Origin of the sequence: Tenacibaculum piscium (assembly GCF_021390715.1) — a bacterium.
In the GTDB taxonomy this organism is placed as follows: domain Bacteria; phylum Bacteroidota; class Bacteroidia; order Flavobacteriales; family Flavobacteriaceae; genus Polaribacter; species Polaribacter piscius.
On record NZ_JAJGWT010000003.1, the window covers coordinates 294,066 to 313,724 of the forward strand.

At 29.7% G+C, this 19,659-nt stretch carries 13 protein-coding genes and 2 rRNA genes; 4 read left to right on the forward strand and 11 right to left on the reverse strand.

Annotated features, from left to right (window positions below; genetic code table 11):
* Positions 1-82: 82 nt before the first annotated feature.
* The 3 genes from nhaB to L0U77_RS05100 form a co-directional block, all read right to left on the reverse strand.
* On the reverse strand, positions 83-1,555 hold the full coding sequence (nhaB, locus tag L0U77_RS05090; RefSeq protein WP_233883752.1) for a sodium/proton antiporter NhaB: 1,473 nt from the start codon (positions 1,553-1,555) through the stop codon (positions 83-85).
* Between the two features lie 20 nt (positions 1,556-1,575).
* Positions 1,576-2,808: a Glu/Leu/Phe/Val dehydrogenase dimerization domain-containing protein gene (locus L0U77_RS05095; protein ID WP_233861319.1), complete on the reverse strand. Its 1,233-nt coding sequence runs from the start codon at positions 2,806-2,808 to the stop codon at positions 1,576-1,578.
* A 207-nt stretch (positions 2,809-3,015) separates the two neighbouring features.
* Positions 3,016-4,074 (reverse strand): anhydro-N-acetylmuramic acid kinase, encoded by a 1,059-nt coding sequence (locus L0U77_RS05100; protein WP_233900822.1) that lies wholly within the window; start codon positions 4,072-4,074, stop codon positions 3,016-3,018.
* Between the two features lie 100 nt (positions 4,075-4,174).
* On the opposite strand from L0U77_RS05100, the gene L0U77_RS05105 reads away from it, so the two are divergent.
* From L0U77_RS05105 to L0U77_RS05120, 4 genes are all read left to right on the forward strand, one after another.
* Complete coding sequence (locus tag L0U77_RS05105) at positions 4,175-5,317, forward strand: acyl-CoA dehydrogenase (protein ID WP_233883753.1); 1,143 nt, start codon at positions 4,175-4,177, stop codon at positions 5,315-5,317.
* Positions 5,318-5,399: 82 nt separating this feature from the next.
* Positions 5,400-6,353 carry a glycosyltransferase family 2 protein gene (locus L0U77_RS05110; protein ID WP_233897319.1) on the forward strand — a complete coding sequence of 318 codons (954 nt, stop codon included), beginning with the start codon at positions 5,400-5,402 and terminating at the stop codon, positions 6,351-6,353.
* Complete coding sequence (locus tag L0U77_RS05115; protein ID WP_317207463.1) at positions 6,346-7,209, forward strand: lysylphosphatidylglycerol synthase transmembrane domain-containing protein; 864 nt, start codon at positions 6,346-6,348, stop codon at positions 7,207-7,209. Before L0U77_RS05110 ends, L0U77_RS05115 begins: the two co-directional genes overlap by 8 nt.
* A gap of 11 nt (positions 7,210-7,220) precedes the next feature.
* The gene (locus tag L0U77_RS05120; protein WP_233897318.1) at positions 7,221-8,870 is read left to right on the forward strand and encodes an ArnT family glycosyltransferase; all 1,650 of its coding nucleotides are present in this window, start codon (positions 7,221-7,223) and stop codon (positions 8,868-8,870) included.
* A gap of 268 nt (positions 8,871-9,138) precedes the next feature.
* On the opposite strand, the gene L0U77_RS05125 is transcribed toward L0U77_RS05120, so the two are convergent.
* From L0U77_RS05125 to L0U77_RS05160, 8 genes are all read right to left on the reverse strand, one after another.
* Complete coding sequence (locus L0U77_RS05125) at positions 9,139-9,936, reverse strand: tRNA pseudouridine synthase A (protein WP_233897317.1); 798 nt, start codon at positions 9,934-9,936, stop codon at positions 9,139-9,141.
* Positions 9,937-9,968: 32 nt separating this feature from the next.
* Complete coding sequence (locus L0U77_RS05130) at positions 9,969-11,171, reverse strand: acetate/propionate family kinase (protein ID WP_233897316.1); 1,203 nt, start codon at positions 11,169-11,171, stop codon at positions 9,969-9,971.
* 29 nt (positions 11,172-11,200) lie between these two features.
* The gene (gene pta, locus L0U77_RS05135) at positions 11,201-13,297 is read right to left on the reverse strand and encodes a phosphate acetyltransferase (protein ID WP_233897315.1); all 2,097 of its coding nucleotides are present in this window, start codon (positions 13,295-13,297) and stop codon (positions 11,201-11,203) included.
* A gap of 106 nt (positions 13,298-13,403) precedes the next feature.
* Positions 13,404-14,363 (reverse strand): hypothetical protein, encoded by a 960-nt coding sequence (locus tag L0U77_RS05140; protein ID WP_233900823.1) that lies wholly within the window; start codon positions 14,361-14,363, stop codon positions 13,404-13,406.
* Between the two features lies 1 nt (position 14,364).
* A complete protein-coding gene (locus L0U77_RS05145) occupies positions 14,365-18,060 on the reverse strand; it encodes a DEAD/DEAH box helicase (protein WP_233900824.1) in 3,696 nt (1,231 codons plus the stop codon).
* Between the two features lie 128 nt (positions 18,061-18,188).
* Positions 18,189-18,806, reverse strand: a complete 618-nt coding sequence (locus L0U77_RS05150) for an IS5 family transposase (RefSeq protein ID WP_233900825.1) — start codon at positions 18,804-18,806, stop codon at positions 18,189-18,191.
* A gap of 359 nt (positions 18,807-19,165) precedes the next feature.
* A 5S ribosomal RNA gene (gene rrf / locus L0U77_RS05155) occupies positions 19,166-19,274 on the reverse strand.
* 104 nt (positions 19,275-19,378) lie between these two features.
* Positions 19,379-19,659 (reverse strand): 23S ribosomal RNA (locus tag L0U77_RS05160); the annotation flags it as partial.

A 19,659-nucleotide genomic window follows, 5' to 3' on the forward strand; every position in this document is an offset into this window, starting at 1 on the left:
CACGTAATTTTATTTTATAAATACTAAAAAAATCCTGAATATAAATTCAGGATTTAAAAATACACTATTTTTTTTTATTAATTTAAGATAATAATAGCTTTACCATAATATAGCCTAATCCTCCTAAAACAATGGTATAAGGAAATGCCATTTTCACCATTTTACCGTACGATAAATTAATTAACGGAGCTAAAGATGATGTTAATAAGAACAAAAATGCTGCTTGTCCGTTAGGTGTTGCAACACTTGGTAAATTAGTACCTGTATTAATTGCGATAGCTAATTTTTCAAAATGTTCTCTTGTTATATCTTCATTTTTAAAAGCCTGTTCTACCTCACCAATATATACGGTTGCTACGAATACATTATCACTAATTGCTGATAAAAACCCGTTTGCTACATAAAATAATCCTGGTTGAGATGCTGGATCTTGACTTAATGCCCAGTGAATTATTGGACTAAATAAATGTTGATCGTGAATCATTGCTACTACGACAAAAAAGACTACTAATAATCCTGTAAAAGGCAATGCTTCTTCAAAAGCAGGTCCTAATTGATGTTCATCAATAATACCTGTAAATGCTGTTTGCACAATAATTAATGCTAACCCGATAAAACCAACAGGTGCAATATGTAACGCCAAACCTGCGATTAATAATAATGCAGATACTCCCTGAACAATTAAAGCATATTTTTCTTTATCTGTTCTTTTAGCATCTTCTTCTTCGGTATATTTACTGATGATATTTGCCGCTACCGTTGGCAATTTATCTCCAAAACCAAACCAACCTGTTAATTCTAAAATAACCGTTGTTAGCATTCCTGCTGCTAAAACAGGTAACGTAATAGGTGCCATTTTTAAGAAAAACTGAACAAAATCCCAACCTAATCGTTCACCGATTAATAAATTTTGAGGCTCACCAACTAACGTACAAACTCCTCCAAGAGCTGTACCCACAACACCGTGCATAATTAAACTACGTAAAAAACCACGAAATTGATCTAATGTTTCACCACTTAATTCAACTCTATCTAAAACTCCATCATGATCATAATCTGCAGAACTTGAATGAATTTTATGATACACGCCATAAAAACCAACGGCAACACTAATTAATACCGCTGTTACTGTTAATGCATCTAAAAATGCTGATAAAACTGCTGATAAAAAAACAAATAATAATGATAACAATACTTTTGATTTTATTTTGGTAAAAACCTTACTAAAAATAAACATCAATAAAGGTTTCATAAAATAAATACCCGCCACCATGAATACTAAAAGCAACACTACTTCTAAATTCTGAGCGACTTCATGATAGGCATTTTTAGCTGTTGTCAATCCTAAAGCAACTGCCTGAATAGCTAACAAACCACCCGTTAAAAGTGGATAACACTTTAACGCCATCGCCAATGAAAAAATAAATTCGGCTATAAAAAGCCAGGCGGTTATTGTTTTTCCCAATACAAAGAAGGAAAACACGTTAAAAATTAAAAAACTAATCATGGTTATTTTAAACCACTTAGGGCTGTTCCCTAAAAAATATTTAAACATCATTTTTATTTATTGTGCCTTTAAACCAACTCTTTTAAAGCGATTTCAAAAGCTGTTGAACAAATTTTTGTTTTTGAAGCACTTTTAGAAAAAGTTCTTTGTAGTGCTTTTTTTATGGTGTTTGAAGTATCATTAAAGATAGCTTCATCTTGCATTGGCAATGTTATTTTAGCTTCCATTAAATAAGCAAAAACTCTTGCAATACCACAATTTGAAATAAAGTCTGGTAATAAACTTAGATGATTATCCGTATATTCCATAATAGGTCCGAAGAAAATTTCTTTATCAGCAAAAGGAACATTTGCTCCTGGCGATATTACCTCTAAACCTGTATCAATCATTTTTTGTACTTGCTCTTGAGATATTAATCTTGATGCTGCTGCTGGCACAAATATTTCAGCTGGTAAACTCCAGATTTTTTGATTAATTTCATCAAAAGGAATCATTTTATTAGAAACTAATTTATTTCCATCTTTAGCTAAAAATAATTCCGTCATTTCTTCCAAAGAAAATCCTTCTTCATTTATAACTCCGCCTTCTCTATCGATAATACCAACAACTTTAGCACCTAATTGTGTTAAATAATATGCTGCCGCTGAACCAACATTTCCAAACCCCTGAACGATTGCTCTTTTATCGATAATTGTTCCTCCGTAAATATTATAATAATGCTTAACTGCTTCGGCAACACCGTATCCTGTTAGCATATCTGCAACGGTATATTTCCTTGATAAATCAGGTGAAAATTGTTTATCTTCAATTACCTTAATTACGCCTTGACGTAATTGTCCTATTCTATTAATTTTATCAGCTTCAGTTGGCTTAAAATGTCCGTTAAAAATTCCTTCCTGCGGATGCCAAACACCACAACTCTCTGTAATAGGAATTACATCTTTATCGGCATCAACATTTAAATCACCTCCTGTACCATAATAATGTTTTAATAACGGCGTTACCGCTTTATACCAACGTTCTAAAACGCCTCTTTTTCTTGGATCGTTGGGGTCAAAATTAATTCCTGATTTTGCACCTCCAATAGCAGGTCCTGAAACCGTAAATTTCACTTCCATTGTTTTTGCCAAAGACAACACTTCATTTTTATTTAAACCTTTACGCATTCGAGTTCCACCACCGGCAGCACCTCCTCTTAAAGAATTGATAACTGTCCACCCTTCGGCTGCTGTTTCTTGATCTCTCCAATGAAAAACGATTTCTGGTTCTTTGTTCTCGTATATTTTAAGTAATTCTTTCATCCTATAATATTTTAATAAATGTTCTTAATTACGTTTTTTAAAACGTTTTTACTTTCTTTTTCTGCAAATCAAATACTATCTGTAAAAAAAGCTAAAGTTGATTCATTTATTTATTTTTTAATTATTATCAAAATAGATTAAAACATACTATCACAAACTTACTATAAAAAAGTGATAGCTGAAATTTTTTAAATTAAAAAACGCCAACTATTTGTTAAAAATAACACCCGAAGAATGATCTTTTTTTGCTCCTGTAACACTTTCTAAGCAATTCACTTGATTTTCAGAACGTAAGAGTCCTAAAAAAGCAAAAATCAACGCTTCTTTATAATTAATAAGTCCTTTTGATGGTATTTCAATTTTTTGTTCTGCATAAAATTCAATTCTGTTTATTAAGAAATCGTTAAAAACACCGCCACCTGTTATTAAAACAGCGTCATTTTTATGGATTATTTTACCAATTTGAATCGCTGAATGTTCAATAAAAGTTCGTAAAATAATAGGAATATTTTTTTCTGATGCGTCAATTAATGGAAAAATAATTTCTTGAACCCATTCCAATCCCAATGATTTTGGTGCCGATTTTTTATAAAAATCTAAGGCGTTTAATTTTGCTAATACTTCTTCATTTATTTTTGATGATTTTGCTATTTGTCCTTTATCATCATACGGAAAACCTAATTTTTGTACATAATGATTTAAAACGATGTTTACAGGACAAATATCAAAAGCAATTCGTTGTGCTTTTTTCTGATATGAAACATTCGCAAAACCGCCAAGATTCACACAAAAATCATACTGCGAAAATAATAGTTCATCACCAATCGGAACAAGTGGCGCGCCTTGACCGCCCAACGCAACATCTTGAGTTCTAAAATCGCAAATTACTTTTTGCTTGGTTTTTTCTGATATAATTTTTCCATGACCAATTTGAAGCGTAATTCCTTTATCGGGTTGATGCAAAATTGTATGTCCGTGCGAGGCGATAAAATCAATATAATTAATGTTATTTTTTTTGATAAATACATTAATTTCTTCTGATAACAAAACTGCATATTCAATATCTAAAAGCAATAAATCATCTTTTGAAAAATTAATTGCCCTTTGTAATTTACGTTTCCAAACATCCGTATAAGAAATAGTTGCAGCAGATAAAATATTAAAATTCTTATAATTTTTTTTATCAAACTGAACATATACCAAATCAATTCCATCTAATGATGTGCCAGACATCAATCCTATTATAAAATAAAAATCATCATTCATATCTGTAAAAATAATAAAACACTGCTAAAAATATGCTATTAAAAAAGTATCTTTGGTTGAATTTTTTACGAATTTAACAATTATTAAATTATCAGAAATTATGGATTTTAGTTTAACAGAAGAACATATCATGATTCGTGATGCAGCGCGCGATTTTGCTCAAACCGAATTATTACCAGGCGTAATTGAAAGAGATAACAAGCAAGAATTTCCACAAGAATTAGTCCGAAAAATGGGTAATCTTGGTTTTATGGGAATTATGGTGCATCCAAAATATGGCGGAAGTGGTATGGACACTATTTCGTATGTATTAATTATGGAGGAGTTATCTAAAATTGATGCGTCGGCATCGGTAATGGTTTCTGTAAATAATTCGTTAGTTTGTTACGGTTTAGAAGCTTTTGGAACGGAAGAGCAAAAACAAAAATACTTAACAAAATTAGCTACTGGCGAACAAATCGGAGCGTTTTGTTTGAGTGAACCAGAGGCAGGTTCTGATGCAACATCACAAGCAACCACTGCCGAAGAAAAAGACGATCATTATCTAATCAACGGAACAAAAAACTGGATTACAAACGGTGGGCGTGCCGATGTTTATTTGGTTATCGCACAAACAGATCGCAGTAAAAAACACAAAGGAATCAATGCTTTTATCGTTGAAAAAGGAACAGAAGGTTTTCACATTGGTCCTAAAGAAGATAAATTAGGAATCCGTGGTTCAGACACACATACCTTGCAGTTTAACAACGTAAAAGTTCCCAAAGAAAATAGAATTGGTGAAGATGGTTTTGGCTTTAAATTCGCTATGAAAACCTTAGCTGGAGGAAGAATCGGAATTGCCGCACAGGCTTTAGGAATTGCTTCTGGAGCGTATGAATTGGCGTTGAAATATTCAAAAGAACGTAAAACTTTTGGTACAGAAATTTGCAATCATCAAGCAATTGCCTTTAAACTTGCCGATATGTACACCGAAATTGAAGCCGCAAGAATGTTAGTGATGAAAGCCGCTTGGGACAAAGATCAAGGAAATAATTATGACACTTCTGGCGCAATGGCAAAATTATACGCCTCAAAAGTGGCGATGGAACAATCGGTAGAGGCCGTGCAAATTCATGGAGGAAATGGTTTTGTAAAAGACTATCATGTAGAGCGTTTAATGCGTGATGCGAAAATTACTCAAATTTACGAAGGAACATCAGAAATTCAAAAAATAGTGATTTCAAGAAGTATTCTTAAAAATTAATTTTAAACCTAAAATAATAACATTCTTTACTGTAAATCTTTATCGTAAATTATAGTAAATTTGCCACACAAAATAATTATCTATGCTAGTTGACAAAAAAAACTATGGTTATATCTCTGTACTTATCCCCGTATATAATGAGGAAGACAATGTAATTCCTTTAACAGAAGGTGTAATTAATGGTTTAAAAGGTTTTGATTATGAAATAATTTTTATTGATGATTTTTCTACGGATAACACCAAGAAAAACATCAACAGTATGAAAAACCCAAACGTAGTTCTTATTGAACTTCGTAAAAACTACGGGCAAAGTTTAGCGCTAGCCGCAGGTTTTGACTATGCAAAAGGTGATTATGTAGTTACTCTCGATGGCGATATGCAAAATGACCCTTCGGATATTCCGCAGATGATTGAAAAAGCACACAGTGAAGATTGGGATGTTGTTACGGGAATTAGAGCCAAAAGAAAAGACTCTATTTTTAAAACTTTTCCTTCAAAAATCGCGAACTTTTTAATTAGAAAAGCCACTCGTTTAGATTTAAAAGATCAAGGATGTGCGATTAAAGTTTTCAAGAAAGACATTGCTAAAAGTTTAAATTTATATGGTGAAATGCACCGTTTTATTAATTTATTAGCACATTTAAACGGCGCTAGAATTGCCCAAGTTCCTGTAAAACATCACGCTAGAATGCACGGTGTTTCAAAATACGGATTAGGTAGAACTATCAAAGTAATTAACGATATTGTCTTAATTATCTTCCAAAGAAAATACCTACAACGCCCGATTCATTTATTCGGTAATTTTGGCTTATTTTTTATGTTTATCGGTTTAGGAATTAATTTTTACTTACTAATTTTAAAACTTTTAGGAGAAGATATTTGGGGACGACCTTTATTAATTGTTGGGGTAATTTTTGTGGTTATCAGTATTCAGTTTTTTACCGTTGGTATTATTGCCGATTTATTAATGAGAACTTATTACGAATCGCAAAATAAACGACCTTATACAATCCGAAAAATTCATATCAGTGAATAAAAAACTCTTTAAAACAATTGCAAAAATTGGTGTAAGTTGTTTGCTCTTATACTTTGTGTTTACAAAAATTGATTTTTATCAAATACTAGCTTTATATAAAAATTCAGATACTTTTTATCTTTTATTGTCAATTGTTTTATTTGTTTTTTCACAATTTATATCATCAATTAGATTAAATTATATTTTTCATCAAAATGATTTTTTATTAAACCATTCCAGCAATTTAAAACTTTATTTTGTTGGAATGTTTTATAATTTTTTCATTCCTGGAGGCGTTGGTGGCGATGCTTACAAAGTATTTATCTTACATAAACAGTTTGGATGGAAAGCCAAAGAGCTTACAAAATGTGTTTTTATTGATCGATTAATTGGTTTATTAGCTATTTTATTTTTATTGATATTGATGTCGAGTTATTTATTTTTCTCCAATTCATTCATTTTGATAGTTGGAATTATGGCTTCTTTATTGTCATTTTTCTTGGGAAAAATAATTTTAGCACGAATTTTCAAAAAAACAAACGACTATTATACCTATAGTTTTTTATATTCAATCGTAATTCAATTATTTCAATTAGGAACAATTATTAGTTTTATTCACGCTTTTAAACTGGAAGTTGCCAATATTTTGGGTTATTGTTTTACTTTTTTGATTTCTTCGGTACTTTCGGTGGTTTCGTTTGCGGGTTTTGGTGCGAGAGAATATGTATTTTTAAAAGCTTCCACTTTTTTAGGAACCGATGAAGCAATTGCCATTAGCATCGGACTTTCTTTTAATATTATTACGGCATTAATTTCTTTAGTTGGCGTATTTTTTATTCTTTATAAACTTAGTTTGAAAACAATATCTTCAAAATAAAAAATCACTATATGAACTTTTTTTACGAACAAAAAAATAGTAAATATTTATATATTTTAATAGCGCTCGTTTATTTTGTAGGAATCTTCATTCCTTTAATGGCGAATGATTCTGCACAACATGCAACCATGGGAATGCGCATGTTTTTATCAGATAATTTTGCAGAATTATTAAAAGGAGAAAACCCGTATTTAGACAAACCTCACATGCACTTTTGGTTGGCGGGACTTTCATTTAAAATTTTCGGATTACACGAATGGGCATATCGAATTCCGTCTATATTGGCGACAATAATTGGCGCTTATTCCGTTTTTCAATTGACAAAAAAACTCTATGATAAAAGCGTAGCTCATTACGGTTCGTTGATTTTTTTAACAAGTCAATCTATTATTTTAGCAAATCATGATGTGCGTACAGATGCCGTTTTAACAGGCGCTACCATTTTTGCGATATGGCAATTATTTGAATATGTATCGACTAAAAAAACAGTAAATATTGTTTTAGGAGCAATTGCCATGGGAATTTCCTTTTCAACAAAAGGTTTTTACGGCGTTGCAATTATTCTCTTTTCACTTTTTAGTCATATTATATATACTAAAAATTACAAAGCACTTTTTTCGTATAAAATACTATTGGCTCTTTTAGTTTTCTTTTTGAGTATTACGCCTGTTTTATATGCGTATTATCTTCAATTTGGCTGGGAAGGTGTTGAATTTATTTTATGGAATCAAAATGTAAATAGAGCTACAGCAAAAGGTTTCAACCAAAGTAGCCCCGATTATTTTTTCTTTTTTCATTCCTTACTTTGGGTCTTTTTACCGTGGGCATTTTTAATGTATTACGGCATGTTTTATCAATTAAAAAAATGGATACAAAACAAGTGTAAAAATACTTCTGGAGTTGAATTTTTAACCATCGGAGGTGTTTTAATAACACTTCTTATCATCAGTTTTTCAAAATTCAAATTACCACATTATTTAAATCCGTTATTGCCGTTATTGGCTATTTTTACCGCAGGAATTTTATACAATTTAAAGAAAGATACTCAACAAAAAACATTAAAAGTCTTTATAGGTATTCTTTATTTTATAGCATCGTTAATTGTTATTATCAGTATTTTACTGTTATTTTTTACTTTTAACACACCAAGTATTTTAATCATATTGGTAAGTTTTATTTTATTATTATTTCTTTTATTGACTATCTTCAAAAAGGAAGAATTTTCCAATAAAATAGTCATAAACTCGGTTTTATTGATGGTTTTTGTCAATTTTATACTGAATTCTTATTTTTATCCTGAATTATTACAATATCAGGGCGGTATCAAAATAGCGAAAATTATCAATGAAAATGATAGCATAAATTTAGACGATGTTTTTTTATATGAAGACGATTTTTGTTGGACATTAGATTTTTATACACAAAGAAACACACCTCATATTACCAAGCAAGAATTAAAAGCGTTGGATAAAGAAGTGTGGCTTGTGATTCGAAATATTTCTTTAGAAACTATTCAAAAAGATGGTTTTATTATTGATGAAAAATACCAAGTAGATCACTTTAGAGTTACAAAGCTAAATTTAAAATTTTTAAATCCAAAGACAAGAAACTCAAAACTTAGCAATGTTTATTTACTGAAAATAAAACCTTCTTTAAATTAGAAACTGTTTAAATTTCATCTGAAAAAATATAGTGGCAAAAAATGACGGCAAGGGGTTAAAACCCCTTGTTAAAAGGAGCTGAAAATCACAATAAAAAAGGGAATAACTGTGGCAAATCAGGATGGGAAACTGAAATAAAATCCCTTTGACGCATTTTTATTTTAAAACAAGGGGTTTTAACCCCTTGCCATACTATTTTGATGTTACAAAAAATTTTGGAATAAAATTTAAACAAGCTCTTAGAAACCTTTATTTTAAATTTCTGAAATTAATTTTCAGCATCTAAATTTTTAAAGTCTAGTTTATGCAAATGTAATCCTGAAGCGGGCGCGATATTTTTAATAAATTCGATATCCGTTTCAGGATTTAAACTGTCTTTTATAAAATCTAAATCATATTCTCCTTTTCCTAAACTGTGCAATCCGCCCATAATTAAGCGAATTTGATTTCTTAAAAAACCTTCGCCCCTAACAATTAAAACAAAACTTTCCTTCGGAAAAAAAGAAGCTGTTAATTCGGTGTTTTTTTCAATTCGACAATACTCAATTGTTCTTTCTACTTTAGTTTCTTCGGATGGTTTTGTACAATAACGTTTAAAATTATGAAAACCTTCAAATAATATTGCGCCTTCTTTCATAATATCAATGTTTAAATCATCTCTAAAACGGGTTAAAAAAGGTGCCGCATACGGATGATTTTTTTCTCCATACGAAAAATAATAACGATATTCTTTTATCTTCGGATGCTGAATTATATTGAATTTTTTATCAATATTTTCAATTTTTAACGCCCGCATATCGCCAGGCGCATTGGCATTAAAATCAATCATAAATTGCTCAAAATCTACATTTTCATCAATAAATAATTGAAAAGCAAAATGAGTCGCCGATACTCTAGCGTCGGTTCTTCCAACGCCCAAACTTTTCAAACGGATTCCTTTAAAAATAAATTTTAATGTTTTATCTAAAAATAAATGCCCTGTTTTTAAATTCGGCTGTTTTTGCCAACCGTGAAAACGAAAACCTAAATATTGAATCGTAACTAAATACGTGTTTTTGTAATTCATTATTTTATTATTTCATTTTATTATTATTATTATTATTGTAATAAATCATACGATTGTTTTGCTATTTCTAATTCTTCATTGGTTGGAATTACCAATATTTTTACTTTGGATGTTTCTTTATGAATTTCTGTTAATTTTCTAGCTTTTACATCATTTTTTTGTTCATCTAATTCAATACCAAAATATTCCAAATCGGTACAGGCTAATTTTCTAATAATCACCGAATTTTCACCAATTCCTGCGGTAAAAACAATCGCATCAACGCCATTCATCACCGCAATATAAGAACCTATATATTTTTTAATTCGATACGCATTCATATCCAACGCCAACTGGCAATTTTTATCGCCTTTTTCTGCCGCTTCTTCAATATCACGCAAATCGCTCAAACCTGTTAAACCTAACATTCCGCTTTCCTTTTGCAACATATCGCTTACATGTTTGGCGTCATAACCTAAATTATGTATCAGATAAAAAATTAACGAATGATCAATATCGCCCGAACGAGATCCCATAATTAAACCTGTAACAGGGCTAAACCCTAAACTATGGTCGATACTAATGCCATTTTCAATAGCCGTAATACTACAGCCATTTCCTAAATGAATAGTTATAATTTTAGATTTTTCTTGTTGTAAACAATTCTTTTCATGTAAATATTCGATGGCTTTTTCAGAAACATATTTATGACTTGTTCCGTGAAAACCGTATAATCGAATTTTATTTTCTGTTAAAAATTTATTTGGAATTGCAAATTTATACGCCTTTATCGGGATCGTTTGATGAAATGCCGTATCGAAAGAAGCAACTTGAATTGCCTCTTTAAAAATAGTTTCGGCAACTTTGATTCCTTCTAAATTTGCAGGATTATGAAGCGGTGCTAATGAGAATAAATCTTCAATTTTCTTTTTAACTTCGGATGTTGCTATAGCTGTTTTTTTGAAGGAATCACCACCGTGAACCACTCTGTGTGCTACGACATTTATTTGATTTGTATCTGTAAGTACGCCTATTTTTTCATCTAATAATAAGTTTACTACTTTTTGTAATCCTTCTTTATGATTTTTAATTTCAAGAACTTCTTTACTTTTATTTTCTTCGGATTTATAGTGAACTACACTTTTTTCCAAGCCAATTCTTTCAATTAAACCTACACAAATCACTTTTTGGGTTGGCATTTCAATTAATTGATATTTTATAGAAGAACTACCAGAATTTATAACTAATATTTTCATGTTTTTTTATTCTAAAAATTTTATAAAGCTTATGAATCTTGTGCTTGAATTGCGGTTAAAATGATGGTATTAAAAATATCATCTACCGTACATCCTCTACTTAAATCGTTCACAGGTTTATTTAATCCTTGTAACATTGGACCAATTGCTAAGGCTCCTGTTTCTCTTTGAACAGCTTTATACGTATTATTTCCCGTATTCAAATCAGGAAAAATTAACACATTTGCCTGTCCTGCAACTTTTGAATTTGGCATTTTCTTTTTTCCGATAGATGGATCAACAGCCGCATCATATTGAATAGGACCTTCTACTTTTAAATCGGGTCTTTTTTGTTTGATAATTTCCGTAGCTTTTCGAACCGTATCTACATCTTCTCCTTTTCCTGAAGCTCCTGAAGAATATGATAACATCGCTATTTTAGGATCAATTCCAAAAGCAATGCTCGAATCTGCGGATGAAATCGCAATTTCTGCTAATTGTTCCGCTGTCGGATTTGGGTTAATTGCACAATCACCAAAAATAGAAACTCTATCTTCTAAACACATAAAAAATATTGATGAAACTACCGAATATCCAGGTTTTGTTTTGATGAACTGTAACGCAGGTTTTATGGTGTGTTGTGTTGTATGAGCGGCACCAGAAACCATTCCATCAGCCAAGCCTTTATAAACCATCATCGTTCCAAAATAAGAAACATCTGCCATTAAATCTTCCGCCATCGCAGGGCTTAATCCTTTGTGTTTTCTTAACTCGTATAAAGTATTTGAAAAATCAGCAAAATAATCAGATTCAATAGGATTTATTATTTGAATTTCATCAAAATCAAAAGAAATATTTAAACGTTTTACTGCCGCTTTTATAAGTACTTTTTTTCCTAAAATAGTTAATTTAACAACCCCTATTTTTTGAAGTTGTGAAGCTGCGATTAAAATTCTATCGTCATTTCCTTCAGGTAAAACGATATGTTTTTTTACTTCTTTCGCTCTTTTCAACAAATTATACTGAAACATTATCGGCGTAAGAATGGCTGTTTTTTTATACGTTCTTAACTTTTCGGTTAATGTTTCGACATCAACAAAAGTTTCGAAAATATTGATGGACATTTTTATTTTATCAATATTTTCGGCATAAATATGTGCTCTTACATTTCCTAATTTTGTAGTAACAGCAAAAGTTCCTTCTTTTACCCATAGAATAGGTACGGTTTTTTCGAGTCCTTTAATTAGCTTAATAATTGATGAATTTAACGCAATTCCACCTGTTAAAACAATCCCCGAAATAGCAGGATAATTTGTTGAAATATTTGCCTGTAGAGTTCCTAATAAAATATCTGCTCTATCGGCGGGTGTTACAACGACGCAATCTGCTGTTAAGTGATGTAAATAATTTGCTAATTGTGCTGCTCCTACTTTTATATCTCCAGTAGTATTATTTAGGAATTTTTCTCCAAAAAGAATTTTAGCATTAATCGCTTTTGAAAGTTCTTTAACCGTAGGATTGTTTAATTTTTTATTGATAGGAATTGCATTAATAGCAATATCTTTTGGCAAATTTTTCCCAACTTCTTTAATGATAACCTTACTATTTGAAGCTTCAATTTTATTGGCAACAACAGAAATTACTTTCACTTCTTTATTCACAAAAGAATCGTATGTTAATCGTAATCCTTGAATAAACTCATTTAATGTTTTGTTTAATCCTCCAGAAATTATAATAACAGGAATTCCAAGATTTTTAGCAATTAAGACATTTAAATCCATTTCAATAATTGCTCCATGGTCTGAAAAATCAGTTCCTTCTACAATTACGAAATCATTTTGTTCTTCTAAAACCTTATATTTTTCAATAATTTTACTGATAACTTCATCTTGTTTGTCATCATTTAATTTATTGATTAATTCCGATCGTGTAAAAGCATAACAATCATCATAAGCACACTTAATATTAAAGTAATTAACAATGGTATTTATATGATTGTCTTTTTTACCTGCTATCGGATTATCAATAATCGGTCTAAAATATCCAACCTTAGGTTTTTTTCTGAGCAATAATTGCATCAACCCTAAGCTCAACATTGATTTACCTGAATTAGCTTCACTTGCAGCAATATAAACAGCTTTATTCATTTTTCTTATTTTTTACAAAATTAGGCTAAATAAAATTAATTTTTTATGATAAATGTTGGACGAATTAAGAGCCTGTTTAAATTAAAAATATGTCTATTTTTTTAACTTATATCGTAGTTTTAATAAATAGTGCTATTATTAAAGTAATGATAATAATTACTGAAATTATTAGTATCATTTTAGTTTGTTTATTCTCAGTACTTATTTTTTCTATTTCTACTCGTACTTTTAAGGATTCTTTATTGGTAATATTTTCTACTGCTTCTATTTTTTTAAATATTTTATCTTCAAAAATTGCTTGTTTTTCTGATAATTTTTTGTAATTAGAGTTAATAATGATATTTAAACTATTAATTTTATTGAAAAAATCAACATTTTGAGCTTTTAAATCATTCAATAATGAAGATGATAATTCACGTATAGTATTCGTATTTTCAGTACTTATTTTTTCTATTTCTGCTAGTACTTTTAAAGATTCTTTATTGGTAATATTTTCTACTACTTCTATTTTTTTAAATATTTTATCTTCAAAAATTGCTTGTTTTTCTGATAATTTTTTGTAATTAGAGTTAATAATGATATTTAAACTATTAATTTTATTGAAAAAATCAACATTTTGAGTTTCTAAATCATTCAACAATGACGATGATAATTTACGTATAGTATTCGTATTTTCAGATTTTATTTCCGAAAGAGATTTTGTATATTTTTCTACTTCTATATTTAATTCTTCTACTTTTTTTGAATTTGACGCTGCTAATTTATCAGAAATTGACTTTAGTAATTCTAAAAAAGTATCAGATTGCTTAGCGGTATTTTTATTGATTGAGCTTATTGATTCTGAAAATGAAACGACAGCATTGTCAAGTTCTTTTTTTGTGTTAGAATAATTATTTTCAATACTATTTTTAAATACATCTACTGATTTTACAAAAGACGCTATTTCATTGATAGTTTTTTCAGCATTTTCAGTATTTGTCGTAGTTAATTGATTAATATTCCTAAGCTTTTCCAATTCAGAAACAAGAACTTCAAACTCTTCTTGTATTTTTAATGTACTATCCATTTTATGTGATTTTATCTAAAAGTATTTTTAATTTATATGAAGTTCTATTCACTAATAATTCAGAAGATAAGGTATTTAGTAAAGATTTTATTTCAGAATTGAAGTCTAATACTTCAGAATTAAATAATTCTATTAGTTCTTTTACATCTGTCCAAGAGTCTATTCTTAGCATTTTCCTAAACCCTGAACGGTAAAGATTTATAGCTTGTTGTACCAAAGGTTTTTCTGTTGCACTTTCAATGGTATCTCCTTCTTTTAATTCAAGAGCGAATAAACTAAATGACGTTAATAAATCGATACTTGCATTATCAACCATATTTATTCGCAAGTTATCACAAGCCCCTCTTAAATGTTTTGCATTATCAATTGGTCCGCCCAAACCATCAGGAGGGCTATCAATATAATTAATGTATTTTTTAACAATAGCACAATTTTCTTTTTTTCCTTTTTCAGTATCGGCAGGGAGGTAATCATTTCTTGCATATTTGGATGTAAAATATCTTATCATTCTATCTCTAAATTCGCTTTCTCCTTCTGTCAGAAAAACTTCACATAATTCCTGCATATAATCTATAGAGCGTTTTCTTTTATCGGATATTTCCTCCTCTATAAATTCAACTAAAATATATAAGACACTTTTTAGCGTAGAATTTTCATTTAGGGCATCAACTCTATTTAACCAAGTTTTAGTTTTTTCAATTCCTAAGTATCTCCTTAAATAATTTTTAAAATTTTCTTTATATTCTTTGTCTTTTTTTGCTTTAAATCGAACTTCAATATAGCCACCTACATAGTCAATTACATAATCATCAATTATCCCTACAACACTCATTCTGTATATTGCCCGTTGTGTGTCGGATGAATTACGAATCCGAGTATAATATTCCTTTAAGTATTTTGTAGTGTCAGGATTTGGGTTAAATTCTTTTGATGCATTTCCAGTTTTATTTATTTGAAATTTATAATACTGATACCTTAAATTATCTATAAAATCATCCTCATTAGTACTGAAGTTGTATCCTGCTCTTATTATTCTTTCTTCGAAATTATCATAACCAATGGCTTTTATAACTTCATTCATTTTAGAAATCACACTATTTGTAAAGCCTATTTTTAAACGATATTCATCAGATGATTTACTATTAATTAATGTTTTTATACCATCAGTCGATTTCGTTTTGAACCACTCTAAATAATCACTATTAGGACATTTTTCTTTTAAAATTTTTCTCGAAAAATTTAAAATTTCATTCGCTTTTGTAGTATCAAAATTTTGAGTAGCATTATCATAACTTCTTAAATTTCTATTTAAATCAAGCAAACCAATTTTAATTCTATCCTTTTCATTTTGTTTCCAAGGACCATTTATATAAATGTATCTATCTTTCCAAAGATTTATATAGTGTACTTCAGGAAATTTGTCTTGTATTTCTCTTTTTAAAACATTTAAGAAAAACCCATCTTCATATTCTACTTCTTCTAATAATTCATTTAAAATTTCCCGCTCACGTAAAACTCCTTTAAAGGCATTTTTATAAAAATCATAATTAGTTTCGATATCCTTTTTATGATAAATTATGGAACAAATAGCCAGGTTTCCATCTCTCCCCGCTCTTCCTGCTTCTTGATAGAAACTTTCTACGGAATTAGGTAATGAATAATGAATAGAAAATCGAATATTAGGTTTGTCAATACCCATACCAAAAGCCTTTGTGGCTATCATCAAATTAGATTTATTTTGGATGAATATTTCTTGATTTTTCACAGAAAATTCTGCTTCAGTTTCAATAGTTCTATCTTTTATTGTATCATCACTTCCATTTCCAAAAAAAGTAGTAATACTCAAAAATGGCAATTCATTTAAACCTGATTTATCATAAGTTATTGTTGGTGGGCTAGTATTGTAATTTTTGCTAATTTCTTTCCCATTTTTTAAATGTAAAACACCATTTGGAAGTTTATTAGATTTCGTAGGGCAAAATATGACCCCTGCATTTTTATATTCTTCATTCTTTAACGAATAAAAATCTTTTTGAGGAGTTAGATTTAGGCATCCATGTTTTTTTTCAAGCTCCTCAATTTTTGCAGGAATACCAGTTAGAAAAGATTTTATTTTGGGATATTTTAAAGAACCTAATTTCCTTTCTCTAATATAATACTCAAGTCTATCTTCAATTTCTGCCTCTATGGCTAAAATATTGAAGTTTAATTCTTTTCTATCTATCGCTTCTGGAGGAAGGCTTATTATAGCATCTTCTTTTAGTTTTAATTCTCTTTGAACATCAGCTAATACATCAAAAGAAGCTGTTGCTGTTAAAGCAAAAATTGTTAAACTTTCATTTTTAGTAAAACAATGTCTTCTTAGGTTTTGAGCAAGATTTAGATAAACATGTCTAAAATCGTGCCCCCATTCAGACACACAATGAGCTTCATCAATAACTGCATAACTAAAATATACCGATTGATTTTTACAACTGGATAGTGCCATTCTAAAATTTTCAATCTGAAATCTTTCAGGCGACACAAACAAAATTAAAAACCTACTTTCAGTAAGTTTTTGGATGTTATTTTCTCTTTCTTGTTTTGTATTAAAGGAATTGATAAATGCTGTTTTTGTAATTCCATTTTCAATCAATTTATCATATTGATCTTTCATAAGAGAATTAATAGGATCTACAACAATTGTAACTCCTGGGTGTAATACTGCACAAATCTGAAAAGTTAATGATTTACCACCTCCAGTAGGTAACAAACCGATAACGTCTTTTCCCCTTAAAGCTCTATTAATAATAGCTTCTTGTCCTGGTTTGAAATTTGTTTTTCTAAATAGATTATTAAGGATGTACTTTAATCCTTTTTCTTGTTTATTAGTCTTGTATTTAAATGTTTGTTTAAGAACTTTATTGTTATCTTTTAATTGAATTTCTTGTTCAATAACTTTTCCTAATAATTGATATTTTATTTTTCTATCTGTTAAAACATTTATATTTGCAAGATTATTCGATTTTTCAACAAATGATTTTATAGATATATCACAAATATTATCATTATTTAAACTTATTATACGATTATTTTCGCTTTCAATTTCAAGTAATGGAATAGGTATTTCTTCTTTAGTTATTAAAGAGTTTAAACTTTTAAATAGATCATTTAAGTCGGTAATAACAAGATTTTCTTCCTCTTTTGAAACTCCATTTATTGAAAAAGATATTTCATTTGGAGCTGACATTAAAAGTAAAAGAATAGCTCTCTGTATTTGAGAAAATTCAATAAGACTTTTTAGGCAATTGTATATATTTTCAATTTGCACTCCATATTCTCTTACTTTTTCTTTATTTAAATCTGAAAAATTTGATAAAACATAAGATAAATTACTATTATCTTCTGAAATATCCACGTTTAAAGAAGCTAATAAAGCAGCTTTTGAAAAATTTATAGGTTTTGATACTTCTTTAAAATAATTATTGGTAAAATAGTTTGATGTTTTTATAGAAGCTCTTGTTGCATCTCCTCTTGTTACAATATTCCAAGCAACCTTTAATAATGGGTTTACATTATCAAAGTCTATAACTTTAGGCGCGTTATTTAACTCAAAATAGGTGTATTGATTATAGAAATTAAGAACTGTTTTTCTATCAGTGTGTTTTATTAATAAATCATTTAACTCATCAATATAAAAAGCTCCTTTTAATATCATAAAATTATTTGAGTTCTAGGGGGATTAAGCTATTTTTTGAGGAGTAATTTAGTAAATAAAAACGGTATAAAAATAGAGGAAGTATATTATTCTGATATAATTTTAAAAAAATAACACTTAGAGCCTGTTTAAATTTTATTCAATAATAGTTTTATGTCGGATAATTTGGTGATATTTTCGGAAGATTCCATTAATAATTCATAGTTTCGACAGAGCCTTCTATCGTTATCAAACCAAGAAAAAGTTCTTTCTACAATACATCTTTTATGAATGGGTTTAAAGCTACTTTTATTTTTGCTAGACCTCATAACTACCTGAATTACATAGCCAAACCGCTGTTTTATTTGCTCAATCATCTCACCTCTATAACCTCCATCGGCAAGGATTACTTTCACAGAACTTAAATAATATTTTAGGATTCTCATCAATAATAAAGTAGCTTTACTATCATGAACATTGGCAAACGTAACCATTACGGCTAAAAGAAATCCATTTTTATCAACAACAATATGACGTTTTATGCCTTTTACCTTTTTATTCCCATCAAAACCATTTAAAGAACGATTATTTCCCCAACGAATACTTTGACTATCTATTATACCTAAACTAGGTGCTGGATTTTGACCTCTTTTAAAACGAATTTTTTCTATTAATTTACTCAATAATAAATCAAAATATTCTAAACCTGACCACTTAGAATAGTAGTAATAAACCAGTTGCCACTTTGGGAAATCATTTGGAAGCAAGCGCTATTGACAGCCTGTTTTGATTAGATAATGAATTGCATTCCAAATAGAACGTAAACTATGTTTTCATTTTCTTTCTTCTAAATTTAAGGTTATTTTTATATATTGCCACTGGGTTTCTGTTAAATTCGTTGAATACATCTTTTTTGTTTTGAGAACCACAAAAGAAACATTTTAATAGAATTTCAGAAACCTTTTTCTTTTTATTTTAAAAATTTAAACAGGCTCTTAAAATTAAAATAATTGATTTTAGATAGTAGTTATACAGATCAACCACATTTTTTTTTGGGGAGAAGGGAATTTATCTAAAAAAGTAAGGCACAAAAAAAACCTCAATCTATAAAGATTGAGGTTTCAAAGAAAGGCAACGACCTACTCTCCCACCATTGGCAGTACCATCGGCGCAAATGGGCTTAACTTCTCTGTTCGGGATGGTAAGAGGTGAGCCCCATTGCGATAATCACCTTAAATCGTTTCAGTATATTTCAACTGTATAAGTTAACATATTGGTAAAAATTATATCGTAAATAATCAAAAGAGTTGGTGCTTGCGCCCTTTCGAGCGCAAGACTTCTACATAAGCCTATGGGTTATTAGTAATACTCGGCTATGACATTACTGCCTTTACACCTGTATCCTATCAACGTGGTAATCTTCCACGACCCTTTAAAGAAATCTCATCTTGTGGTGGGTTTCGCGCTTATATGCTTTCAGCGCTTATCCCTTCCCAACGTAGCTACTCTGCAATGCTCCTGGCGNRAAYRACWKCGCAAGAGCTATTTACTTTAACTCAGGAAGAACTACTTTTAAGCCTGGTGTTATTGCTAATTTAGATAGAATTGCGTCAATTATGA

What these genes read in the sequence shown, in the direction of transcription:
- nhaB (WP_233883752.1), bottom strand. Translation starts at nt 1,555, where the DNA reads ATGTTTAAATATTTTTTAGGGAACAGCCCTAAGTGGTTTAAAATAACC.
- L0U77_RS05095 (WP_233861319.1), bottom strand. Translation starts at nt 2,808, where the DNA reads ATGAAAGAATTACTTAAAATATACGAGAACAAAGAACCAGAAATCGTT.
- L0U77_RS05100 (WP_233900822.1), bottom strand. Translation starts at nt 4,074, where the DNA reads ATGAATGATGATTTTTATTTTATAATAGGATTGATGTCTGGCACATCA.
- L0U77_RS05105 (WP_233883753.1), top strand. Translation starts at nt 4,175, where the DNA reads ATGGATTTTAGTTTAACAGAAGAACATATCATGATTCGTGATGCAGCG.
- L0U77_RS05110 (WP_233897319.1), top strand. Translation starts at nt 5,400, where the DNA reads ATGCTAGTTGACAAAAAAAACTATGGTTATATCTCTGTACTTATCCCC.
- L0U77_RS05120 (WP_233897318.1), top strand. Translation starts at nt 7,221, where the DNA reads ATGAACTTTTTTTACGAACAAAAAAATAGTAAATATTTATATATTTTA.
- L0U77_RS05125 (WP_233897317.1), bottom strand. Translation starts at nt 9,936, where the DNA reads ATGAATTACAAAAACACGTATTTAGTTACGATTCAATATTTAGGTTTT.
- L0U77_RS05130 (WP_233897316.1), bottom strand. Translation starts at nt 11,171, where the DNA reads ATGAAAATATTAGTTATAAATTCTGGTAGTTCTTCTATAAAATATCAA.
- pta (WP_233897315.1), bottom strand. Translation starts at nt 13,297, where the DNA reads ATGAATAAAGCTGTTTATATTGCTGCAAGTGAAGCTAATTCAGGTAAA.
- L0U77_RS05140 (WP_233900823.1), bottom strand. Translation starts at nt 14,363, where the DNA reads ATGGATAGTACATTAAAAATACAAGAAGAGTTTGAAGTTCTTGTTTCT.
- L0U77_RS05145 (WP_233900824.1), bottom strand. Translation starts at nt 18,060, where the DNA reads ATGATATTAAAAGGAGCTTTTTATATTGATGAGTTAAATGATTTATTA.